Genomic DNA, 19,553 nt, shown 5'->3' on the forward strand with positions numbered 1-19,553 from the left:
GGGGGGTGGCGGCCGGGGGGGGCGCGCAGCGGGTTGACCACGCCTTGCACGCCGAGCGGGCGGGTGGACAGCAGCGTGATCTGGCCCGGCTGCACGTTGCCGCTGCGGCCTATGCCGACGCGGAATTGCGCGCGCAGGTTGTCCTGGCCGGTGGGCAGGCGCGCGCCGTGGGCGCCATCGCCGAAGACCACGGTGGCGGCGCCGGCGGCGTCGGTGGTCAGTTCGTAGGCGCGCTGGCCGGGGGCGGCGTCCAGCAGGGAGTCGACTTCATTCCAGCGCACGTCGTTGACGCGGATGAGCTGCGTTCCGCGCACGCCGCTGGCGGTGGGCGCGGCCACGTAGGTGAGCGGTGCGCGCTTGAGCGTGTAGGCGGCGAGGCGGGCCCGCGCGTCGCCGGAGCCCATCACCTCGGACACGGTTTCGCCGTGCGAGGCCGGCACCACGTTGCCATACACGGTGACGCTGTCGCGGCGGTAGGTGAAGGCCAGCTTGTTGCGCAGGTAGACCACGGTGTGGCGGCTGTCGGCGGGCGAGGCGGGGTCGGCGACCTGCTTGATGGCGTCGATCATGGCCAGCTCGCCGTCGCGGATGCCGGGCAGCGCGACGCCGTTCGCCGTGATGTCGGTGCGTTCGCCGGCCACGATGATCCAGCGGCCCACGTCCAGCCCGTCGTACAGGCCGTTGAGGACGACGTTGTCGCCGCCGACGTCGTCCGCGATCGGCTCGGTGGCCAGCGTGACCAGCTCGCTCTGCACGGCGTACACGGTGTTGCGGTGGTAGGCGAGCGAGGTGGCCAGGTCGCCGAGGCTCGCGTCGACGTCGTGCAGTACGTCGAGCATCTTGCCGCTGTCGGGATCGACCAGTTCCAGCCGCGTGACTTTGCTGTTGAGGCTATAGTCGCCACGGTTGGCGGTGCTGGCGCCGATCACGCGGGCGAAACGCACCGTGTGGCTGCTGGCGTTCTGCACGCGCGGCGTCTGGATCAGCGCGTAGCTGTCCGGGTGGACCGCGTCGTTGACGCCGTCAAGGAAGGCGTAGCGGTGGTCGATTTCCGCCGCCGTCCAATCGGTGTCGTTGGCGTCGCGGATGACGGAGGCTTGCAGCGGCGCGTTGGCGCCATACGGGCTGTGCACGGAACGGAGCAGGTACAGGTCCGGTGCGATATCCTGCGTGGCGGGGGTGCCTGGCAGTTGGCCCCAGGCCGCGTACAGATGGGCGCCCAGGCTGGGCGTCAGCGATTGCAGCAGCGCGCCGCGTGTGGCACCGCTCGCTTCCAGGCCGGCGGAGGCCTTGCGGTCCAGGTAGCGGGGTGCGCGCAGTTGCGCCTCGGGCGCGGTTTCCAGCGCTGCGAGGCTGGCGTCGATGTCGGCGGATTCGATGGAGATCGGTTTGCTGTGGGTCGGTGTGAGGAGCGCGTCAAGGATGTCGCCTGCCGGGTCATCGACGGCGGAGAACCCTGTCGATGTCTCGCTGATGCTGGAGAACGCGTCGATGGCACTGGCGCCGAGCAGGTAGGAGACCAGCGCTTCCAGCAACTGCACCAGCTTGGGGTCGGCATGATCGCCGGCTTGTGCGACTTTCTTCTGCGTTTCGTCGGTCAGCGCCAGGATCTTGGCGGCGAGGTCGGGCGTCAGGCCGGGGCGGGGCTTCAGCGTCAGCACCACGCTGGCGGTCAGCACGTCGTTGCGGGTGCTGGCGATCTCGCGGCCCACTTGTTGTCCCTGCAGGTCGCCGAAGTGGAACAGCAGGCGTTCGCCGGGACGCACCACCAGGCTGGCGTCGTTGAGGCGGAACTCGAGCCGGGTCAGCGCGTCGACGCGTTTGATCGCCGGCACGCGGGTCAGGCGCGGCGGCATCATGCTCCACTCGGCGCGCGCTTGCAGGGCTTCGTCGGTTTCGAAGGTCTGCATCTGTTCGCCGGGCTGGGGGACGGTCTGGGTCTTGGCGCCGGCCGGGATTTCCACCGGCGCGGCGGCGGCGTCCAGCAGGAACGCCAGGTGCACGGTCGCGGCCACGCCGGGACGCGGCTTGTAGCCGACCTCCGATGCCAGTTCGCGCAGCGAGCGTTCGCTGCGCGCGGTGCGCAGATAGGCTTCGTTGGTCAGCCGTTCACGGTAGAAGGTCAGCACGTCGGCTGCGACGGACCAGGCGTCGAGCAGGGCGATCGCGGGATCGGTGAGGTCGCGGGTGCCGAGGGCGCGCAACGCCGGCGCGTCGCGGGCGCTGAGGCGGCGCAGCGCGTCGGCGAAGAAGTCGCCATGGTTGCCGATGCGGGTGCGCAGGGTGTCGCGGCCGGCGCGGTTGGCGGGTGGCGCCAGCGTGGCCGGGGTGCCGCAGGCGCAGTCGCAGTCGCAAGCGGTGCCGGCGCAGGGATCGCAGTGATGGTCGCAGCTCATCGTCCACCTCTCACATTCAATGTCAGCGTGCCGCGCTCGGGGAAGTCGGGATTGCCGTCCAGCTGGGCGATTTCGTCGGCGGCGATGGGCAGCAGGCCGTCCGCCAGGGTGCGCTGCGCATCGGCCGGGGCGACGTCGGCGCGGGCGAATGTCACCATCGCGACGTGGGCCACGCCTTCGGTTTGCTGGGCCAGGGCGACCAGGACGGAGGCGCGGATGTCTTGTCCGAACTGGAGGCGGTCTTCGTGGAACAGGCCCAGCTTGCCGTCCGCCAGCCGGCGGTTGGACAGGGCGTCGGACAGTGCGCGCTTGACTTCGGCGCGGATGGCGCCTGGCGCGACGCAGATGTCCATTTCGATCCGCAAAGGCACGCGGAGCGCGGGCAGCAGGCGCAGGTCGTGGCCGATGCGGCGGACCATTTGCAGGCGCTCCCGGGTTTGCGCTTCAAGCAATGGGTCGTCGTCGGCGGACGCGTAGCGGTCGAGGGCGACGGCGGCTTCGTACCAGCTGCCGCTCCACACCAGTTCCGCGTAGGCGCCCTGGATGCGGGCGTCGTTGGCGGCGATCTCGGCGTAGTCGGCGGCGGCGATGGCGCGCTCCAGCACGCGGCCGTAGGCGCGCGGTGCGTACTGTTTGACGTCGGCCACCGGTTCGGGCTCGCGGCCGCCGGTTGCGGGCATCGGGTTGCGCGGATTTAAGTCGATACCGGACACCAGCCCGTTGCGGATGGCGATCCAGACGATGGTGTCGTGGCCAACGTTGCCGGCGGCGCCGTTGCCGATCCGGTAGCGCGCGCGGAAGCGGCTGTTGGCCGGGGGGACGCGGCCGTCGTCGTCGCTGCCGAAGCGCAGGTGGGCGTAGCCTTCGTCGTCGACTTCGGTGACGAACACCTGGTCGTCGCGCTCGCTGGCGAGCAGGTCGGGCACGGCGTGCCAGCCGTAGCTGCCTTCCCAGACGATCTGGCTGGATTCCGGCGGCTCGGGCCAGCCCCGGTCCAGCCGCAGTTGCGGCAGGGCCTGGCGCGGGTCCTGGGTCAGCATGGCGGTGGCCGGGGCCGGCTCGGAGGGCAAGGCTGCGGCCCAGGTCAGGCCGTTGCGGGCGAGCGTCGGGTTGAACGGGGCGGGTGTGATGGTGATGTCGGCGGCCATGCCGTCGCAGGCGCAGCAGCCTTGCGTGCTTTCCTCGCCGACGATCCAGCTGTCGTCGCCGCGTTCGATGTCGATGCCTTGGTCGACCAGTACCACGTTGCCGCGCGCGACCGCGCATTCGACCCAGCGGCAATCGGGCGCGGCGGTGCGGGCGGACAGGCACAGCATCCAGGGCAGTGCGTCGGCGCGGTCCCATTCGATGTCGAGCAGCAGTGTGCCGGTCAGCGGATCGTGCAGTTCGGTGACGCGGGTCAGGCGGACCGCGTGGCGGCGTGCGGGATCGGCGTCGGCGCCCGAGCCGGTGACGCCGCTGCGGATTTCTTCGAAGATCAGCACGTCGCCAGCGGCCAGGTGGAGCGTGCGGCGCGGCTCGGCGTTCGACGCGGCTTCGTCCGAATCGCGCAGCGTAGCGTTGGTGGTGCCGGCCGGCAGGCAGCAGCCCTGGTTGTGCCAGGTGTAGAAGTGGATCTCGTTGTGGGCGACGCTCAGGTGCAGCTTGCCGTCGCCGCCCAGGTCGATGGCCTGGAACAGCGTGGCCTGGTCGATGCGCTGCAGTTCCTGCCATGATTTCAATCCGGGCACCACCACCTGCTGTTGCGGCGGCGGCGCGGCGAATACCAGCTCGGACAGGGGCAAGGCGATGTCGGCCGAGGTCTCGACCGTTAGCCAGGCGCGGGCGTTGCAGCCTTCGTGCATGCGGTAGTCGAGCAGCCGGGCGTGGCGCCGCACCGAGATGCGCCGGCGCGCGGTGCCGAGATAGGCTTCGGTGGCGACGGCGTCCAAGGTGTAGCTGAACTGGTCGGCGATGTAGGCCAGCACTTCGACCACGGTGACGCCCAGGTCGGGCAGGTGGCGTTCGCGCCAGTCCGGCATGACGGAGCTTATGCGGTCGAGCAGCAGGCGGCGGAAGCTGTTGAAGTCGCGCGCCAGGTAGTCGATGGCGGGCGCGGGGGCGGCCGGTGGCATCGGGCAAGGCGGCGCCAGGCAGTCGAGGTCGGACGGGCAGTCGATGCGGAATGAGAACGCGGCGCAGGCGTAGCGCGGGTCGATGCCGGCTGGCACCGGGCGCAGGCGCGGCACCGGGGCGGGCAGGGGATCGTCGCTGCAGCGGCTGGTGCGCCGCTCCGGTTCGATCAGGCACAGGCAGTAGCTGGAAAAGTCGCCGGTGCGGTCCACGCTGACGCGCAGGCAGACGTCGCCGTCCTCGTGCTGCTCGAATTCGGCGCCGGTGACCTGGATGCCGGTGATGCGCTCGCCACCTTCGATGAGCAGGTTCTCGCGGTCCAGTCCGGCCGGCGGCTGGCCGAAGAAGCGCACGCACAGGGTCAGGCCGTCCGGATAGACTTCGACATAATCGACCCCGGCCAGCTGTCCGCCGGCCCGCACCAGCGCGCGGCGCAGGTCGTCGCTGCACTGCGCGCCGGATTGCGATGTGCACGGTTGGCTGTTCATGTCAGGCTCCGGCTGAAGTTTTCGGTGACGATCTCGCCCGTGGGGCGCAGCATGTAGCGGACGGTGACGCGCAGCGTGGCGTCGTCGCTCAGCACCTCAACGCCGCGCAGTTCGATCAGGTCGCCCAGCCATTGGGTCAGCGCGGCCTGCACGGTCAGCTGCAGCGTCGCGGCCAGTTCAGCGCTGTTGGGGGCGAAGATCGATTGCAGCAGGCCGCTGCCGAATTCCGGCCGTATCACCCGCTCGCCCGGATTGGTGAACAGCAGCATCTCCATCATGTCGCGCACGTGGTCGGCGTCGGTGGAGGCCAGGCTGCGGCCGTCGGCGCCGATCTGGTAGGGGAAGGCGATGTTCATGGCGTTCTCCGCTCAGATGGCATTGACGCGCTGCTGGCCCGGCGCCAGGATCAGCGGTGTGGGGTTGGGCACGCAGGTCGATGTGGCCGGCACGATGCCCACCGGCAGGCCCATCGATGTGACGCGCGCCGCGCCGACGGTCAGCTTGCCGCTGACGCACGGCGGTGAGCCGGACGAGGCGGAGGGAAAGCCGCAGCCGGTGATGGTGTAGGTGTGGGCCAGCGTCACCACCGCCATGCCCATCACGCTCAGGCGGCTGGTGGGGGGCAGTGGCGTGGCCTTGCCGGCATGGCTGCAGGTGACGACGGCGTTCACGGTGAGCAGGAGTCCGGGCATGATTATTTGACGTAGAGCGCTGCGGTGAGTGGGTTGCCGTCCGGCGTGCCGTTGATTTGCACGCCGGGCAGGCCGAAGATGCGCACGCCCGTCGGCTCGACCGCGATGAACGAGGTGCCGCTCTTGAGCAGCACGCCGCCCTGGGGCAGCAGCGGCGGCAGCGGCGTGTCGCTAATGACCAGCGCGTGCTTGAGCAGCGATTCGATGGTCAGGATCGGCGCGCCGGGCGTGGCGGTGGCCTGGGTCTTGGGCGTGAACGCGGACGAGCCCCACCAGAAGCCGGTCCAGATCGGGTGGTCCGGATGGCCGTGCAGGAATTCGACCCAGACGTTGGCGCCGATCGGCGGCACCACGTACATGCCCAGCGACATGCCGCCATACGGCAGGCAGGGCAGCGCCCACGAGGACACGTTCGGTCCCCACACGTCCTCGACGGCGACCATCAGCCGGCCGCGCATCTCCGGGTCGATCGGCACGCGCACCACGCCGCGGTACTTGCCCCAGTAGCGCTTGACGCCGCCGACGCTGTCCGGTGGGCCGCCGCCGTCGTCGTCATCATCGTTGAACTGGTCGGTGAAGCCCAGGTCCTTCATGGTGGGTTGGTCGGCCATTTGCGTGTCCCTTCGGTCGGTTGCGCTAGCCCAGCAAGGGCAGGGAGGTGTCGGGCAGGCCGATGCCGGGGAGCGACAGCGGCTCGAAGGCGTTGCGCGCCAGGTTGAAGTTCTGCTTGAATTCGCCCGGCTTGATCTGGCTGGTGACGCTGCGCACGAAATACAGGCCGTCGTGCGACAGGCCGGCGCCGCGCACCTCGACCAGGCGGTGCGGCTTGAGCACACGACCGTAGCGCACCACGTTGAGCGCGCCCGAGCCGCTGATCACCTCGGCCGAGCGGGCCGCGTGGGCCAGCCCGACCATGATGGCCTGCGCCGGGTTGTAGTGGGCCACGCCGCTGAGCGGTTCCACCCGCAGCGGGATCGGCGAGCGCCGGCCCAGCGGCGGCGACAGCGGATTGACGTCCGGAATCGGGATCGGGATCGGCACCGGCAATTCCTCCGGACGGATCAGCAGCAGGTGCAGCGTCTTGGAAAAACCGTCGAAGGTGAAGCTGAGGTTGTCGACATTGCTGGCGGCGTCGCTGTTGGCGATCAGCGCAGCCTGCGGGGCGCCGGTCTTGATTTCCGGCCCCCAGTAGGCGATGGACTGGCCCGGCTGCGGTCCCGGTTCGATGTAGAACACGTAGCCGACGCTCTTGGCCACGTGGTTCAGGTATTGCAGGTCGGTGCCGATGTGGCTGGGGATGCGCGAGGTCGGTATCGGGATGTCGATGTTCACGCTGGGGATGATCAGCGGGATCATGCCCAGCGGGATGTACTTGGCCAGGATCAGGGCGACGCGGCCCTCGATGGGCATCGCCGGGTACTTGATCAGCCAGCTCAGGTCGACGGTGTCGAGCATGCGCGACAGGTCCTCGCCGGTGACGTTCAGGCGCGACTGGCCGGGGTCGTTGGAGACGGCCACCTCGTGGCGCGTGATGACGCCGTCCATCAGCACCTGCGGCGTGCCGTTGAGCGTGGCGTACAGCACCATGCGGCGCGGCGGATCGAAGAAGCCGTCCTCGAAGCGGCGCCGGATCGGCGAGCCCTTGCCGAAGGCGAAGCTGAGCGAGAAGCCGCTGCGCCCCTCGGTCACCTGGGTGACCTGGGCCGACAGCAGGCTCTGGGCCACGTCCAGCGGCACCGGCTCCGGGTTGAGCATGCCGGCCATCAGCGAGAACTGTATTCCGCGTAACATGCGTCCCCCTGTCAGCGGCGCGGCGCCGGCGTGCCTTCGGCGAAGGTGATCAGCAGGCGGCGGCCGAGGCGTTGCGTGAGTTCGTCCGGCTGCAGCGCGCGGTTGGCGTCGGCGATGCGCCACCACAGCGTGGCTTCGCCGAACTGCACGGCGGCGATGTTGTCCAATCGGTCCTGGTCGTTGACGGCCACCACGCCGGCGGCCGACAACGCTTCCGGCCCCGGCACGAGGCGGCGCTCGACGTAGGTGTGCTCGACGCCGTCGTCGTCGGTCCAGATCAGCAGCGGCAGGCCGCGATAGCGGCTCAGCTCGTCGAAGACTTCGGTGCGCAGGTCTTGCAGCGACGGCACCAGGGTGCGCGGATCTATCATCACAGTCCTTTCACGCCGAGTTGATCGAGCGAACCGGCCACCGCCCGCAGCGCCAGCGCTTCCTTGTTCTTCAGATAGCTCATGTATAGCGCCGCGCCCGGGTGGTCGATGCCGAAGTCGTTCACCGACAGCACGCGCAGCGCCAGCGTGACGCGCGCGCGGGTGGGGTTGAGGCTGATGTCGAAGGCTTCCTCGGTGACGGAAAACTCGGTCACCCGCACCGGCGCCACGCGCTGCGCGCTCCACACGAACAGCGCCAGCGGCGACTCCATCGGCGCGATTTCGATGGCGCCCTGGGTCATCAGGGCGTCGGCGGCGTCGACCTGGGCGCTGGTCGGGGTGACCAGCGCCTCCAGCGCGGCCAGTTGCGGGAAGATGCCGACTTCGACGGCGGTCTTGTTCGCGTCGGGGAATTCCAGCTGGTCGGTGGCGTCGATCTCCGCTTCCAACCGGAAGGTTTCCACCGGCGGGCCCTTGAAGCGCAGCGGTTCGGTGCGGTCGCCGGTATCGCCGCCGACCGATTGCACTTGCAGGGTGCGGTTCAGGTGGTCGGGCGTGTATTGCAGCACGATCACGCGGCCGGCGCGCCGGGTCAGGGCATCGATCATGACGATGCCGCACTTGAGCGTGTACGGGGTGCGGGGATAGGTGCTCATAGGAAGCCCTTGAAGGTGGCGTGGACGTTCTTGGGCAGGATGAAGGGGCGCTTGCCGGGCGGCGCGATGTCCCAGCGGGCGTCGTTGACGCCCTCCAGCTTGAAGGTGACGGCCTTGCGCGTGATGGTCTTGCCCTTTTCCTTGCTGGTCTCGCTGGCGACGTTGCGCTCCTTGATGACGAATTTGAGCTTGAAGGTATAGATGCCCTTGTCCTCGGCAAAGAAGGCCAGCGTCATCATCACGGATTCGCCGACGGCGGCGTTGTGCACGTCGAAGTTGCTGAAATTGACGAACCAGAAGTCGCGCGCGGTGTTGGTTTCGTCGGTCGAGACGCGGTATTTGGTGACTTCGCCGCCCTTGGCGCCGGGCTGGCCGGTGCCCTTGCTGCCCGCGCCCTCGGTGCCCTTGCCCGATGTGCCGGGCTTGCCTTCGCCCTTGCCCTCGGTTTCGCTTTTGCCGCCGCCCTGGTCCGTGCCTTGCTGCTTGGGCGGGGTCTTGGGCTTCTTCGCCAGCGCCGCCAGCACGCTCTTGCGCAGCTCCTCCGGCGTGACCTTGGCCGGCTTCCAGTTCAGCGTCTTCAGGTAGGCGATGTCTTCCTCGCTGATGCCCTGGGTGGCGGCCAGCACCTTCTGGATCCAGGTGGAGGCCGGCACGGTGTACTGGCCCTCCGGCGAGTTGTCGGCGATCGCGCGCAGCAACGCTTGCTGCGCGGGGCTGGACTTGTCGATCAATTCGCGGATGATGCGGGCCTGTGCCAGCGCGGCGTCCAGCTGGTCGTGGGTGATGGGCTTGCCCTTGAGGCCGAATACGGCCATTTCCTTCTCGGTCAGCAGGTCGGAGCCTTGCTTTTGCGTGCCCTGGCCGCTGGTGCCGCCGGGCTGGCCGGTGGTGGAGGTGCCGCCGGCGGCGCCCTTGGCGTCGCCGGGCTGGCTGCCGGCTTGGCCCTGGCCGGTGCCGGGGCCGCCGGTCTTGGGTGCGCCGCCCGGTCCCTCGGACTTGGTGCCGCTTCCTGTGCCGGTGCCCGTACCCGTGCCGGTCTTGTCTCCGGTCGCGGTGGCGCCCGTCGCCGTGCCGCTTGTGCCGGTCGCCGTGCCGGTGGCCCCGGTCGTGCCCTTGCCCTCCGCCGATCCGCGGTGGGCGGGCGGCGCGGTCTTTTTGCCGCCGGCTGTGCCGCTGGCGTCCTCGACGTTGCCGGTGCCGGCCGTGCCGGTGGCGGTCACGTCGCTGTTTTTGACGGAGCCGGCGCCGGCCACGCCAGCGGCCTTGACGTCGGTGCCGGTCGAGGTACCGACGCCCGCCGCACCAGCCGCCTTGGACGTGGTGTCATTGCTGTAGCCGGCGCCGGCTGTGCCCGCGCCGGTGCTGGTGGTGTCGACCGAGGCGCCGGCGCCCACGCTGGCCACCGACTGGCCTGAACTGGTGACCGCCGCGCCCGCCGACGCATTACCAGCGCCGATAGAGCTCGACGCGATGCTGACGCCGACCCCGGCATTGCCGGCGCCGAGGCCGGACGAATAGATCGACACGCCGATGCCCGCGCTGTACATGCTGGTGCTGGTGCTGCCGATCGAGATGCCGAAGCCCTTGTTGGTGGTCTTGGTGGCCTTGTCTTCTCCCTCCTTGGCGTCGCCGACGCAGCGGCACTTCTTCCTGAGCTCGTTGCTGAACGGTGGCGTGCAAAGGTACATGTACAAGCCCCTGGCGGGCGGCAGAACGCCCAGCCATTGCCGGCAGGTGATGGCCAACGGATCGAGGAAGGGCAGCGGCGGCGGTGGCGGCAGTGTCATCCGGGTGAGGGTCAGCCCGGGATTCACGCCGATATAGCGTTCTTTGAGAATGTTTTCGTAGAGTTGAAGCTTGGCTTCGCCTTCAATCAGGCCCTCGGAGTTGAACGGTTTGATTTCACCGAGCGCGAAGCCAGTGGGTGTGGCCATGATCAGGTCGGGCACCAGCTTTTTAAATACACCCTTGGCCTTCTTCAGCGCCTTGCTCAAGCCTTTGACCTTCTTGGGATCGAGCGCCAGGAACGGCGCCTTCTTCTTGGTCTGGACGACGAAATTGGGTATCAGGAAGCGGTACATGGCTTGCATGGCGGTCTGGATCTGCGTGTGGGCGTCGGTGCCGACCTGCCGCACGTTGCCCCGGTAGCAGATCCCGCAGCCGCCGGCCGCGTCGCCGTACGTGAGCGGCGCCTTGGCCACGCCGGTCGCGGACTGCTTGGCCGGCACGTTCACCTTCCAGCCGAAGGACACGGCCTCGGCGGCGATGTCGGCCTGGTCCTCGTCCGCCGCGTTGTCCTGCATCGTCACTTCGCCGTCGGGCGAGCGTTGCAGCGGTCCCTTGGTGCCGCCTTGCTGGACCACGTGGGTCAATTCGTGGGCCAGCAGCATTTGTCCGTCCGGATCGCCCGGCTGGTAGCGCCCGCCGGCGAAGGCGACGTGATTGCCGACCGTGTAGGCCGACGCGTGAATCGCGCTGGCCGAAGCGTTGGCCTCGCTGTCGGCGTGGATGCGGACGTGCGAGAAGTCGTGGCCGAAGCGCGATTCCATCAAGCCTTTGGTGGCGGTGTCCAGGCCTTGGCCCGGGCTGTCGAGCACACGGCCGACGCTGGCCGGCGCGCCGCCCGGGGCCGCCGCGTTGCTGGAGGCGCGCGCCAGGTTGCCGGATGCGCTGCAGCGCTCGCAACTGCCGCCTTGCTCGGCGCAAGAGCATTTGCGCTGCAGCAGCGCCGGCGGGACCGGCTGGGCCGGATTGGCGCCGGAGCGGGAGGATTGCTGGGCGGCGAACATCAGCGGCTCCTGGCAAAGGCCGGGGCCGACGTGCGGTCGCCTGTGCCGGCTGCGGGCGCCGAGGTTGCGCCAGCGCCGGCCGGAGGAGGCAGGGCCGCTCCAGCGCCGGCTGTTGGAGACAGGGCGGCACCCAGCGCCTGTCCCAGCGAATGGCCGAGCGGCGCCGTGGCGTGCGACAGGTCGATCCGCAGATGGTGAGCGGGCGACGGCGAGCTGCCGCCGGAAGTCATCCCGGCCCAGCCGGCGCGCAAGGCGCTGGTCAGCTGGGTTTGCAGGGCGCGCTCCAGTTGCAGGAGTTCAAGCGGCGACAGCGTCATGCCGTGCAAGGTCAAGCCGTCGATGACGCAGCGGATTTTCATGCCGGCACCTCCACAGGCGGTTGGGCTGGCGTTGCCGTGTTCGCGGGCGTCCAGGCAAACTCGCTCTCGGCGACCGGGCGGCCGATCTTCAGCAATTCCCAGCGGATGGCGTCCAGGATGTGTGGCATGCCGATGTCGGCGTGGGCGGCGGCGGCGTTGTGGGCGGCCGCCAGCGCCGCGTTGAAGATCGCGCCGCCGGTCATCGCGAAGCGGGCCAGGCGGTCCAGGTCCAGTTGCGCGCTGTCGAGGCGGCTGGGGTCGGGGAAGACCCTGGACCAGATCTCCTTGCGTTCGGCCACGCCGGGGAAGGGGAAGCCGATGATGAACCGCAGCCGCCGCATGAAGGCGTGATCGAGCGCGTGCTTCATATTGGTGGCCAGCAGCGTCACGCCGGGGAACTGTTCCATGCGCGTGAGCAGGTAGTTGATGTCGATGTTGGCGTAGCGGTCGTGGCTGTCCTTGACCTCGCTGCGCTTGCCGAACACCGCGTCGGCCTCGTCGAACAGCAGCACGGCGCCGCCGCCCTCGGCCGCGTCGAACACCCGGCGCAGGTTCTTGGAGGTCTCACCGATGTATTTGCTGACCACGGCCGACAGATCGACCCGGAACAACGCCAGCGACAAGGCCTGCGCCACCGCCTCGGCCGCCATGGTCTTGCCGGTGCCGCTCTCGCCGTGCAACAGGGCGGCCATGCCCAGGCCCCGGTTGGCGTGCGCCGCGAAGCCGTAATCGTTGAGCACGGCGATACGCTGGCCGGCGTGTTCGACCAGCCGCCGCAACTGCTGTTTTTCGTGCGGCGGCAGGGCGATATCGTCCAGCGCGGCGCGCACAGCGATGCGCTGCGCCAGGCCGTCCAGCGCGCCGGCGGTGTGCTCGACGCAGGCGTTCCAGGCCGCCAGCACCGGCGGCTCGAGGTTGGCGGCCGGGGCCACGCCCGCCGCGAGGCCGGCGATGCGCGAGGCCGACAGCTGGAATTCATTGGCCAACCTGGTCAGCGCCGACTCGTCGGGAACGGCGATGCCGCGCGCCATCAATGCCTGGTGCCATAGGGTGGCGCGCTCGGTCGCGAGCGGCGGTTCGACCAGCACGACCCCGGTGCTGCTCCAGGTCGCGTCGGCACAGCGGGTGTCGACGAAGACGGCGCCTGGCAGCCGCTGCAGCAGCCGGGTGGGCAACGGTTGCGGCTTGTCGCCATCGTCATGGTCCGCGTGTGTTTCCGCATCCTCGATCAACAAGGTCAGCGGCAGCAGCCTGGTTTCGCGCTGCCACAGGTGCAGGAAGCGTTCCATGTCCTGCGGCTGCGCGGGCAGGGCGCTTGCCGGCAATGCCATCAGCCGGCGCCCCGCCGAGGCGGCGGCCGTGGCCAGCACGTCGCGCTTGGAACTGGTGTCGGCGCCCAGCAATTGGACAATACCGCTGCCGCCGTCCGGCGCGAGCCAGTACGACAGCTGTTGCGCCACCTGCTGCTGGCGCGGCGGCAGCTGCGCGGGCGGCACGACCGGCGTCACCAGCGCCTCGATGCGCTCGTCCAGGTAGTTGAGGCCTTTGATGTAGGCGGCGATCCGTTCGTCGATCCGCAGCGGCGCGGCCAGTAGCGAGTCGGCGCCGGATTGGTGGACTTCCAGCAGCTGCAGGGCGCGCAGGGGGCGCTCCGGCGCCATCGCGTCCCAGCCGGCGGTTTGAAACAGGCTCATGCCAAGTGCGAAGGTGGGCGAGCGCCGGTACGGATCGCCTTGCGCGGAGGCGATCAGGGCTGGCATGTCGGGATCGAGTTCCGGCGCGGCCGCCAGCAGCAGCATGTCCCGCTCGAAGGGGTTCAGGCCCATGCCGTTGGCCAGCGACACCAGTGCGGGAGATGGCGTCGCTGCGGCGGCGTTCTCGAAGTCCAGGCGGGCCTCGGCGAGCCCGCCGGCGCTGGCGGGCTCCGCTTGCGGGGTGTCCGCGGCCGGTGGCAATTCCTGTTGAACTTGGGCCTTGCGCCGCCAGGGCCAGCGTACCTCCTGTTCCACGACCGGCGGCTTGCGGGTCAATGGCGGCAGGCCCGGCGCGAGCCGCCGTTCTTCGGCCGAGAGGCAAGCGCGCAGCCACGCCAGTCCGGCCTCGATGCAGGCCTGGTTGTTGCGGGCGAAATCGGCGTCGTCGGCAGGCATGGCGCTACCCCGGTACGGTGATGGATTGCAGTGGATCGAAGCTGGGCGGCTGCGCGCCGAGGTCGCGTACCAGGATGCTGTCGACGCCGTCCACGCGCAGCGCCACCGGCAGCGGCGTTTCCGATGCGGCCAACCCGGCCAGCGTGACGGTGATCTGCGCGGACTTGGCCGCCACCGGCGCCGGCCTGAACGGTTCTCCGCCGACAAAGATGTCGATCCGCTGTCCCGGCCAGATTTGAGGGAACACATGCAGCGTGAGATCGAACGGGCCGGGCGGTGCGCTCAATGTGGGCTGCGGCGACAGCCGGGGGGCCAGGCTGAAGCCGATTTCATTGGTCCGGCGCGTCGGCCTGCCGGCGGTTTCGATGCGCAGGGCGACCGTGTATTGGCCGGCGGGCCAGTCACTGTCGGCGGTGCCGCTGCCCGATGGCGGCAGCGCCACCAGCGCCTTCTGGGACGTGGCGCCCGCTGTCAGCGGCAGTTCGAGCGGCACCGGCAGTAAGGCGTGCTTGAATTCGGCGGTGACGGTGTCGCCGCTCAATTGGGCGCCCGCCAACGCCAGCGTGTCGCCGAGCTCGGCGGCGAGGTGGAAGCCGTCGGCGCTCACGATGGCGATCGACGTCAGCGTGGGGATGCTGGACGGCGGCACTTGCAGGTCGGGCTGGCTGTGGACGCCCTGGTCGCCGGCCCCGCGTTGCAGCACGGGCAGCGGCGAGCGCACCGGACGGTTATGCTGGATCAGCACCGTCGAGACCTGGTACACGACCGTGGGCCGGTAGCGCGCCTGCATCGCTGTCCACAGGCGGGACAATTCGTCCGCGCTGGGGTAGTTCGGCGTGATCTTGACCAGTTCCAGCTGGTCGGCCAGGTCGATCGCCGTGCGGCCGTCGGTGTCCGGTGGAATAAGGTTGACGTTGACCGGGTTGTTCGGACTGAGCGACCGCCGGATCGCGGCGCGCGGCAGCATCGGCATGTCGCTGAGTATCTCCATGGCGTAGCCCAGCAGGATTTCGGCGTTGAGGTCGCTGCTGCCATAGGCGGTGAGCATGTAATGCAGGTTCAGCGCCAGTGGCGCGTTGCTGAGGCGTTCGCCGCCCGGCCCCTGTGACGGCAGGCCGACGTTGCGCCAGCCCTGGTTGGGCGTGATCTGGTACAGGAACAGGTTGAGGCGGTTCTCCTCGGTCTCGCCGACGGGAATCCGGTCCGGGGGCAAAGCGCTCACCAGCAGCGAGCCGACCTGCGCCAGGTCGTTGTTGATCAGGCCGTCGTTGAGAACGTCCTTGAGGATGGCGGTGACCGCCGCCAGTGCCAGGGGGCTGCTCATGAGCGCGCTCCCCGTGCCCGGCGCGACAGGTAGGCGTTCAACGCGTCGCCACCGCGCTGCGGCGCTGCCTGCACGGCCGTGGGCGCCGAAGCGCCGGCGGGTGCGCGCACGTCGATGCGTCCAATATGAATGTCGATGGTGATTTCCTGAGCCGCCTCGGAGAACGGCCTGGCAGCGAGCGGCGTTTGCTGTGGCGGGGCGCCGCGCAAGGCGGGCTGGGACCGCTCGGCGCCGGCTGGCCGGGTGGCGGCGGCGGACCGTTCGATCGGCTGCGGCGCTGGCATGCCGGCTGGCGCAGGCCACGCGCGGCGAGGCGTTGCGTGCGCTGCGCCGTGGTCATCCTGCCGGGCTGGCGTGGATGCCGCAGGTGTTGCGTCGTGCGTGGGGGCGGCGAACTGTCGGCTGGCAGCCGCCGGGGGCGCCAGGCGGGCGGGCTTGGATGGCGCAACTTGCTGGGCGGCCACGGACGGGGGCGCGGAGGGCGCCTGTGTCTCGCGATGCAGCGGTGCGCGTTCCTCCTTGGCCGGCTCAGGTTGGACGCGGCCAGCCGGTTGCGAGGCGGCGACGGGATGCGCTTCTTGTCGCTCCCGTGCCGGTGGAGCGACCGCGGCCGGGCTGAGTGGCGCGCTGGCTGCGTGCGCCGTGCTGGCCGGGCGGAGCGCATCGTTCGCCGGGATTCCGGCCACGTCATCGGTGCGGCCCGCGCGCGAAGACGTGGCGGCGGATTCGTCCGGCTGGGCCCGCAAGGCGTCGGGATGCGGCATGCGCGGCGCGGCATCGGCGGTGGCGAACCGCATCGCCTCGAAAGGATAGGGCAGGCGTGGCCGCAACGCGTGCGTGGATGGCGCGTCCGGCCGGCTACGCGAGGCGATGCGGTCCAGCCAGCCGGTCGCGGCCGATCCGCCCCCGGCTTCGGTCGAGGCGTGCGCAGGCGCGACCGCTTGTGCCGTGCCCGCCGTGTCGCCCGTGCTGTGTTCGCCGTTTCGCATCAGGTCTCCAGCCATTCCAGGTAATGATTGCGGCGGGTGGACGACATCGCCAGGATATCGCTCTCGCGCCAGCCGAAAGCTTGCGCAAGTCGGCCCACCTCGCTCAAGACCCGGCGCGCGCACGCGCCGATCTCAGCCCACAACACGTCGATAATGTGCAGATCCGTGCGCCATTCGTGCCCGCAGGCGGGGCAGGTCATCGCGAAGGCGATGTGCGCCAGCGGATCGGCCTGTTCGATCGCCTGTTCGACGGCCGCCAGCGTCGCCTCGCCAAGCTCGGATGGCGAGATAGCCACCGCATCGCGGCAGGCGCTGTCGATGGTGCGTGCAAGCAGGCGTCCCGGCGCCGGCCCCTCCGTTTCCAGCAGCAGGTCATGCACGGTGGGCAGGTGGAAATGCACGTCGCAGCCATCGCTGTGGATGTGGTGCGTGGCGGCGGCCATCTGGTTTGCGTTCAGCAGTGCGTCCATGGGCATCTCGATTTCGACCACTTCCTCGCAGGCGGGACAATCGGCCAGGCACACCAGGGCGTAGCCGAACAGCCGCTGGCGCAACACGATCAATTGCCGGTTGATGTAGCCCAGCGGCCAGGAGGCGATATCGTCCCGCTCCGGGTAGGCGGCGGACAACAGCAGCAAGGCCCGGCGCGCCGGCGGCAGCGGCTGCCCCACGTCCCAGATGTCCAGCAGCTCGGCCGTGCCTGGCGTACGCATGGGCGCCTCGTCAGCCTGGTGGTTCCGTGAAGGTCGGTTCGGAAGGTTCCGGTACCTCGTAGTCGCGCTCCCAACCCTCGTTTTCCAGCTTCAGATGCTGGATCAGCACGGCGTTGGCGTTGGCATCGAGATCGGACGCGGCCAGGAACTCCGACACCCAGCAGCGATACACCTTGTAGCGGATCGCCAGCTGCCCGGCCTCGTTGTAGACTTCGATCACCAGATCCTTGCGGAAATCCTTGAGCGACACTTCCTTGCCCAGGCCGGAGCCGTAGTTCCACACCTTGTTGGCCCACTGCTCGAAGTCCTTGTCGTGCGTGACGCCACGCTCGACGGTGATGGCGTCGAATTCGGTGCGCCCGGGCGACTTGCGGCTGGAGCTGGGATCGCCGCCTTCGCGGTGCCGCACCACCTCGGTGGTACGTTTGAGCCCGCTGATCTTGCTGACCCCGGCGACGAAATCGTTGCCCCATTTGATGCGGAACTTGAAGTTCTGGTAGGGATCGAAGCGCAGTGGATTGACGGTAAATTGAGCCATGATCGTCCCCTCAGGTTTCGATTTGTCCGGCGATCTGCTGCAGCTGGATCACCACGAATTCCGCCGGCTTCAGCGGCGCGAAGCCGACGTTGACATTGACGATGCCGAGATTGATGTCGTTCTGCGTGGTGGTCGAGGCGTCGCAGCGGACAAAATACGCGTCGCGCGCCGATGCGCCCTGGAACGCGCCCTGCCGGAACAGGTTGTGCATGAAGGCGCCGACGTTGAGGCGGATCTGCCCCCACAAGGGCTCGTCGTTGGGCTCGAACACCACCCACTTCAGCGCACGGTACAACGATTCCTCGATGAACAGGGCGGTGCGGCGCACCGCGATGTATTTGTACTCGTCGCCGAAGGCGTCGGCGCCGCGCATGGTGCGCGCGCCCCAGACCACGCGGCCGAAGACCGGGAAGGTGCGCAGGCAGTTCAGGCCCTGCGGATTGAGCAGGCCGTTGTCCTCGTCGGTCATCGGCACCGTCATCGAACTGACGCCGAGCATGGCGGCGTCCAGCCCGGCCGGCGATTTCCACACGCCGCGTTGGGTGTCGATGCGGGCAAAGATGCCGGCGATGATGCCGCTGGGGGCGAAGGGTTCGATCTGGTCGCCGTGCAAGGGATTGGGCATGTTCACACGCGGGAAGAACACCGCCGCGTTGTGGCTGGGCGCCGCATACTTGTTGGGGAAGCCGGTCTGCGCCAGGTCCACCGAGGTCCATTCCGACGGCGAATCGAGCAGCAGCATGGCGCGCCGCTTCTCGCAATAGGCGGTGGCGACGGCCACCACGCTGTCGTCGATATTGTTGCTGGCGTTGTAGGGCGGAATGCACAGCATGTTGAACAGGCCGTCGCGGGTGAACAGTTGTTCCAGCGCGAACAGGCCTGTCTTCTGGGCCTGGCCGTTGGGCTTGATGAAATCGGCCGAGGTCAGCGCGGCGCCGTCGTCGACGCTGTCCAGCGCAGCCTTCAGCGCGGCATCGTAGGCGGCCTTGGCGGCCTTCACCGCCGGCGAGGACGGGTCCGGATCGGCGGCGCGCGCGGCGTCCCAGGCCAGGAAGGCCGTGCCGACCGGGTCGCCCTTGACGTTGGCGAAGTCAGGCAAGGCCGGCGGCACGCCGTTCAGGTCGGCCCCGGCCCAGACGATCAGCGTGGAGGCGTCCGCCAGTATCCGGTCCACGCGGCGGGCGGTGTTCTTGACGGTCAGGTTCAGGTAGGTTTCGGTGGTGCCGCCCTGCGCCGCGCTGGCCACCGTGAGATTGAACAAGTCGGCGACGCCGACGCCGAGCTGGGTGGCGGTGGCCGCGGCGGCCGGGCCGCTGGCGGCGGAGACCATCAGGCGCAGGTATCCGGCCCATTTGCCGGGACTGGCGGCGGCGAAGCGCAGCGTTCCGGCCTCCAGCACGCGCGCCTCGGGCGGTAGGTTGGCGATCAGGGCGAGGGCGGCTTGCGCTGCGGCCGCGACCGCGTTGGCGTCGGCGCCGTCGGCCAACCCGGCGAAGGCGGCGTTGGCCTGCTGCGCGGCCGCCTTTTGCGCCTGGGTGGCGTTGGCGTCGTCGGTGATGACTTTCAATGCGGCCGCCGCCTTGTCCTTGGCGTCCTTGCCGGTCGCGCCGGCGGCGCCCGCGTTGGCCACGGCGGCGATGGCGTCGGCCTGCGCCGAGTGGAACAGGCGCACGATCACGGCATGGCTGCCGCCGTTGATGAAGAAGTCGCGCACCGCGAAACTCATCGTGCTGGCGAGCCAGAGTTCGCCGAACTTGCGCTCGAAGTCGGCATAGCTGGTGATGTCGACCGCCGTATCGACCGGGCCTTTGCGGGCGCGCCCGATGAAGGCGGCGATCGAGGTGGCGACTCCGGTGATGGTGCGTACGCCGCTCGGTATTTCCTCGACGTAGACCCCTGGGTAACTCAATGCACTCGGCATGACCGTTCCTTTCGACATGGCGGCGCCCAGACCGGACGCTCGCGCGCCGGACCAGTTGCTAATTTGATTTAGGGACTTGCAAGGTGCAGACTGAAACAACATCAGGGTAAGTCGTGCATCGAGTTCACTGAACCGTGAAATGTATTCTGCGCCGATTTCCCCTGCCAAGGCGTCCGCGATTTCTATTAAACCGAAGCCTATTGATCTAGATCTAAAACATCGTTGGTCCCGCAAACGAAGTATCAAATGGCGTGGTGACTTGAT

General features: G+C 69.1%; 15 protein-coding genes and 1 pseudogene. All 16 read right to left on the bottom strand.

Annotation, left to right across the window (positions count from 1 at the left end):
- Positions 1-2,396, bottom strand: a pseudogene (locus HUX88_RS30070) (hypothetical protein); the annotation flags it as partial.
- Positions 2,393-4,996 (bottom strand): putative baseplate assembly protein, encoded by a 2,604-nt coding sequence (locus tag HUX88_RS30075; RefSeq protein ID WP_176364129.1) that lies wholly within the window; start codon positions 4,994-4,996, stop codon positions 2,393-2,395. The gene HUX88_RS30075 and the pseudogene HUX88_RS30070, both read right to left, overlap by 4 nt.
- On the bottom strand, positions 4,993-5,352 hold the full coding sequence (locus tag HUX88_RS30080; protein ID WP_176364130.1) for a GPW/gp25 family protein: 360 nt from the start codon (positions 5,350-5,352) through the stop codon (positions 4,993-4,995). The genes HUX88_RS30075 and HUX88_RS30080 overlap by 4 nt, the downstream gene beginning before the upstream one ends.
- Positions 5,353-5,364: 12 nt before the next feature.
- Positions 5,365-5,688: a hypothetical protein gene (locus tag HUX88_RS30085; protein ID WP_176364131.1), complete on the bottom strand. Its 324-nt coding sequence runs from the start codon at positions 5,686-5,688 to the stop codon at positions 5,365-5,367.
- A gap of 2 nt (positions 5,689-5,690) precedes the next feature.
- Positions 5,691-6,299: a phage baseplate assembly protein V gene (locus HUX88_RS30090; protein WP_176364132.1), complete on the bottom strand. Its 609-nt coding sequence runs from the start codon at positions 6,297-6,299 to the stop codon at positions 5,691-5,693.
- A 25-nt stretch (positions 6,300-6,324) separates the two neighbouring features.
- A complete protein-coding gene (locus HUX88_RS30095; RefSeq protein WP_176364133.1) occupies positions 6,325-7,479 on the bottom strand; it encodes a hypothetical protein in 1,155 nt (384 codons plus the stop codon).
- Between the two features lie 11 nt (positions 7,480-7,490).
- Positions 7,491-7,850, bottom strand: a complete 360-nt coding sequence (locus HUX88_RS30100) for a LysM domain-containing protein (protein WP_176364134.1) — start codon at positions 7,848-7,850, stop codon at positions 7,491-7,493.
- The gene (locus tag HUX88_RS30105; protein WP_176364135.1) at positions 7,850-8,506 is read right to left on the bottom strand and encodes a hypothetical protein; all 657 of its coding nucleotides are present in this window, start codon (positions 8,504-8,506) and stop codon (positions 7,850-7,852) included. Before HUX88_RS30105 ends, HUX88_RS30100 begins: the two co-directional genes overlap by 1 nt.
- A complete protein-coding gene (locus tag HUX88_RS30110) occupies positions 8,503-11,295 on the bottom strand; it encodes a DUF4157 domain-containing protein (RefSeq protein WP_176364136.1) in 2,793 nt (930 codons plus the stop codon). The genes HUX88_RS30105 and HUX88_RS30110 overlap by 4 nt, the downstream gene beginning before the upstream one ends.
- On the bottom strand, positions 11,295-11,654 hold the full coding sequence (locus HUX88_RS30115) for a hypothetical protein (protein WP_176364137.1): 360 nt from the start codon (positions 11,652-11,654) through the stop codon (positions 11,295-11,297). Before HUX88_RS30115 ends, HUX88_RS30110 begins: the two co-directional genes overlap by 1 nt.
- Positions 11,651-13,804 (bottom strand): ATP-binding protein, encoded by a 2,154-nt coding sequence (locus HUX88_RS30120; RefSeq protein ID WP_176364138.1) that lies wholly within the window; start codon positions 13,802-13,804, stop codon positions 11,651-11,653. Before HUX88_RS30120 ends, HUX88_RS30115 begins: the two co-directional genes overlap by 4 nt.
- A gap of 4 nt (positions 13,805-13,808) precedes the next feature.
- Positions 13,809-15,128, bottom strand: a complete 1,320-nt coding sequence (locus HUX88_RS30125; RefSeq protein ID WP_176364139.1) for a DUF4255 domain-containing protein — start codon at positions 15,126-15,128, stop codon at positions 13,809-13,811.
- Positions 15,125-16,117: a hypothetical protein gene (locus tag HUX88_RS30130; RefSeq protein ID WP_176364140.1), complete on the bottom strand. Its 993-nt coding sequence runs from the start codon at positions 16,115-16,117 to the stop codon at positions 15,125-15,127. The genes HUX88_RS30125 and HUX88_RS30130 overlap by 4 nt, the downstream gene beginning before the upstream one ends.
- Positions 16,117-16,830 carry a hypothetical protein gene (locus tag HUX88_RS30135; RefSeq protein ID WP_117015143.1) on the bottom strand — a complete coding sequence of 238 codons (714 nt, stop codon included), beginning with the start codon at positions 16,828-16,830 and terminating at the stop codon, positions 16,117-16,119. The genes HUX88_RS30130 and HUX88_RS30135 overlap by 1 nt, the downstream gene beginning before the upstream one ends.
- A 10-nt stretch (positions 16,831-16,840) precedes the next feature.
- Positions 16,841-17,368 (bottom strand): phage tail protein, encoded by a 528-nt coding sequence (locus tag HUX88_RS30140; protein WP_117015144.1) that lies wholly within the window; start codon positions 17,366-17,368, stop codon positions 16,841-16,843.
- 10 nt (positions 17,369-17,378) lie between these two features.
- Positions 17,379-19,289 (bottom strand): phage tail sheath C-terminal domain-containing protein, encoded by a 1,911-nt coding sequence (locus tag HUX88_RS30145; RefSeq protein WP_117015145.1) that lies wholly within the window; start codon positions 19,287-19,289, stop codon positions 17,379-17,381.
- Positions 19,290-19,553: the final 264 nt, after the last annotated feature.

The organism is Duganella sp. BJB1802 (assembly GCF_013369445.1).
Lineage (GTDB): Bacteria > Pseudomonadota > Gammaproteobacteria > Burkholderiales > Burkholderiaceae_D > Rugamonas > Rugamonas vulcania_A.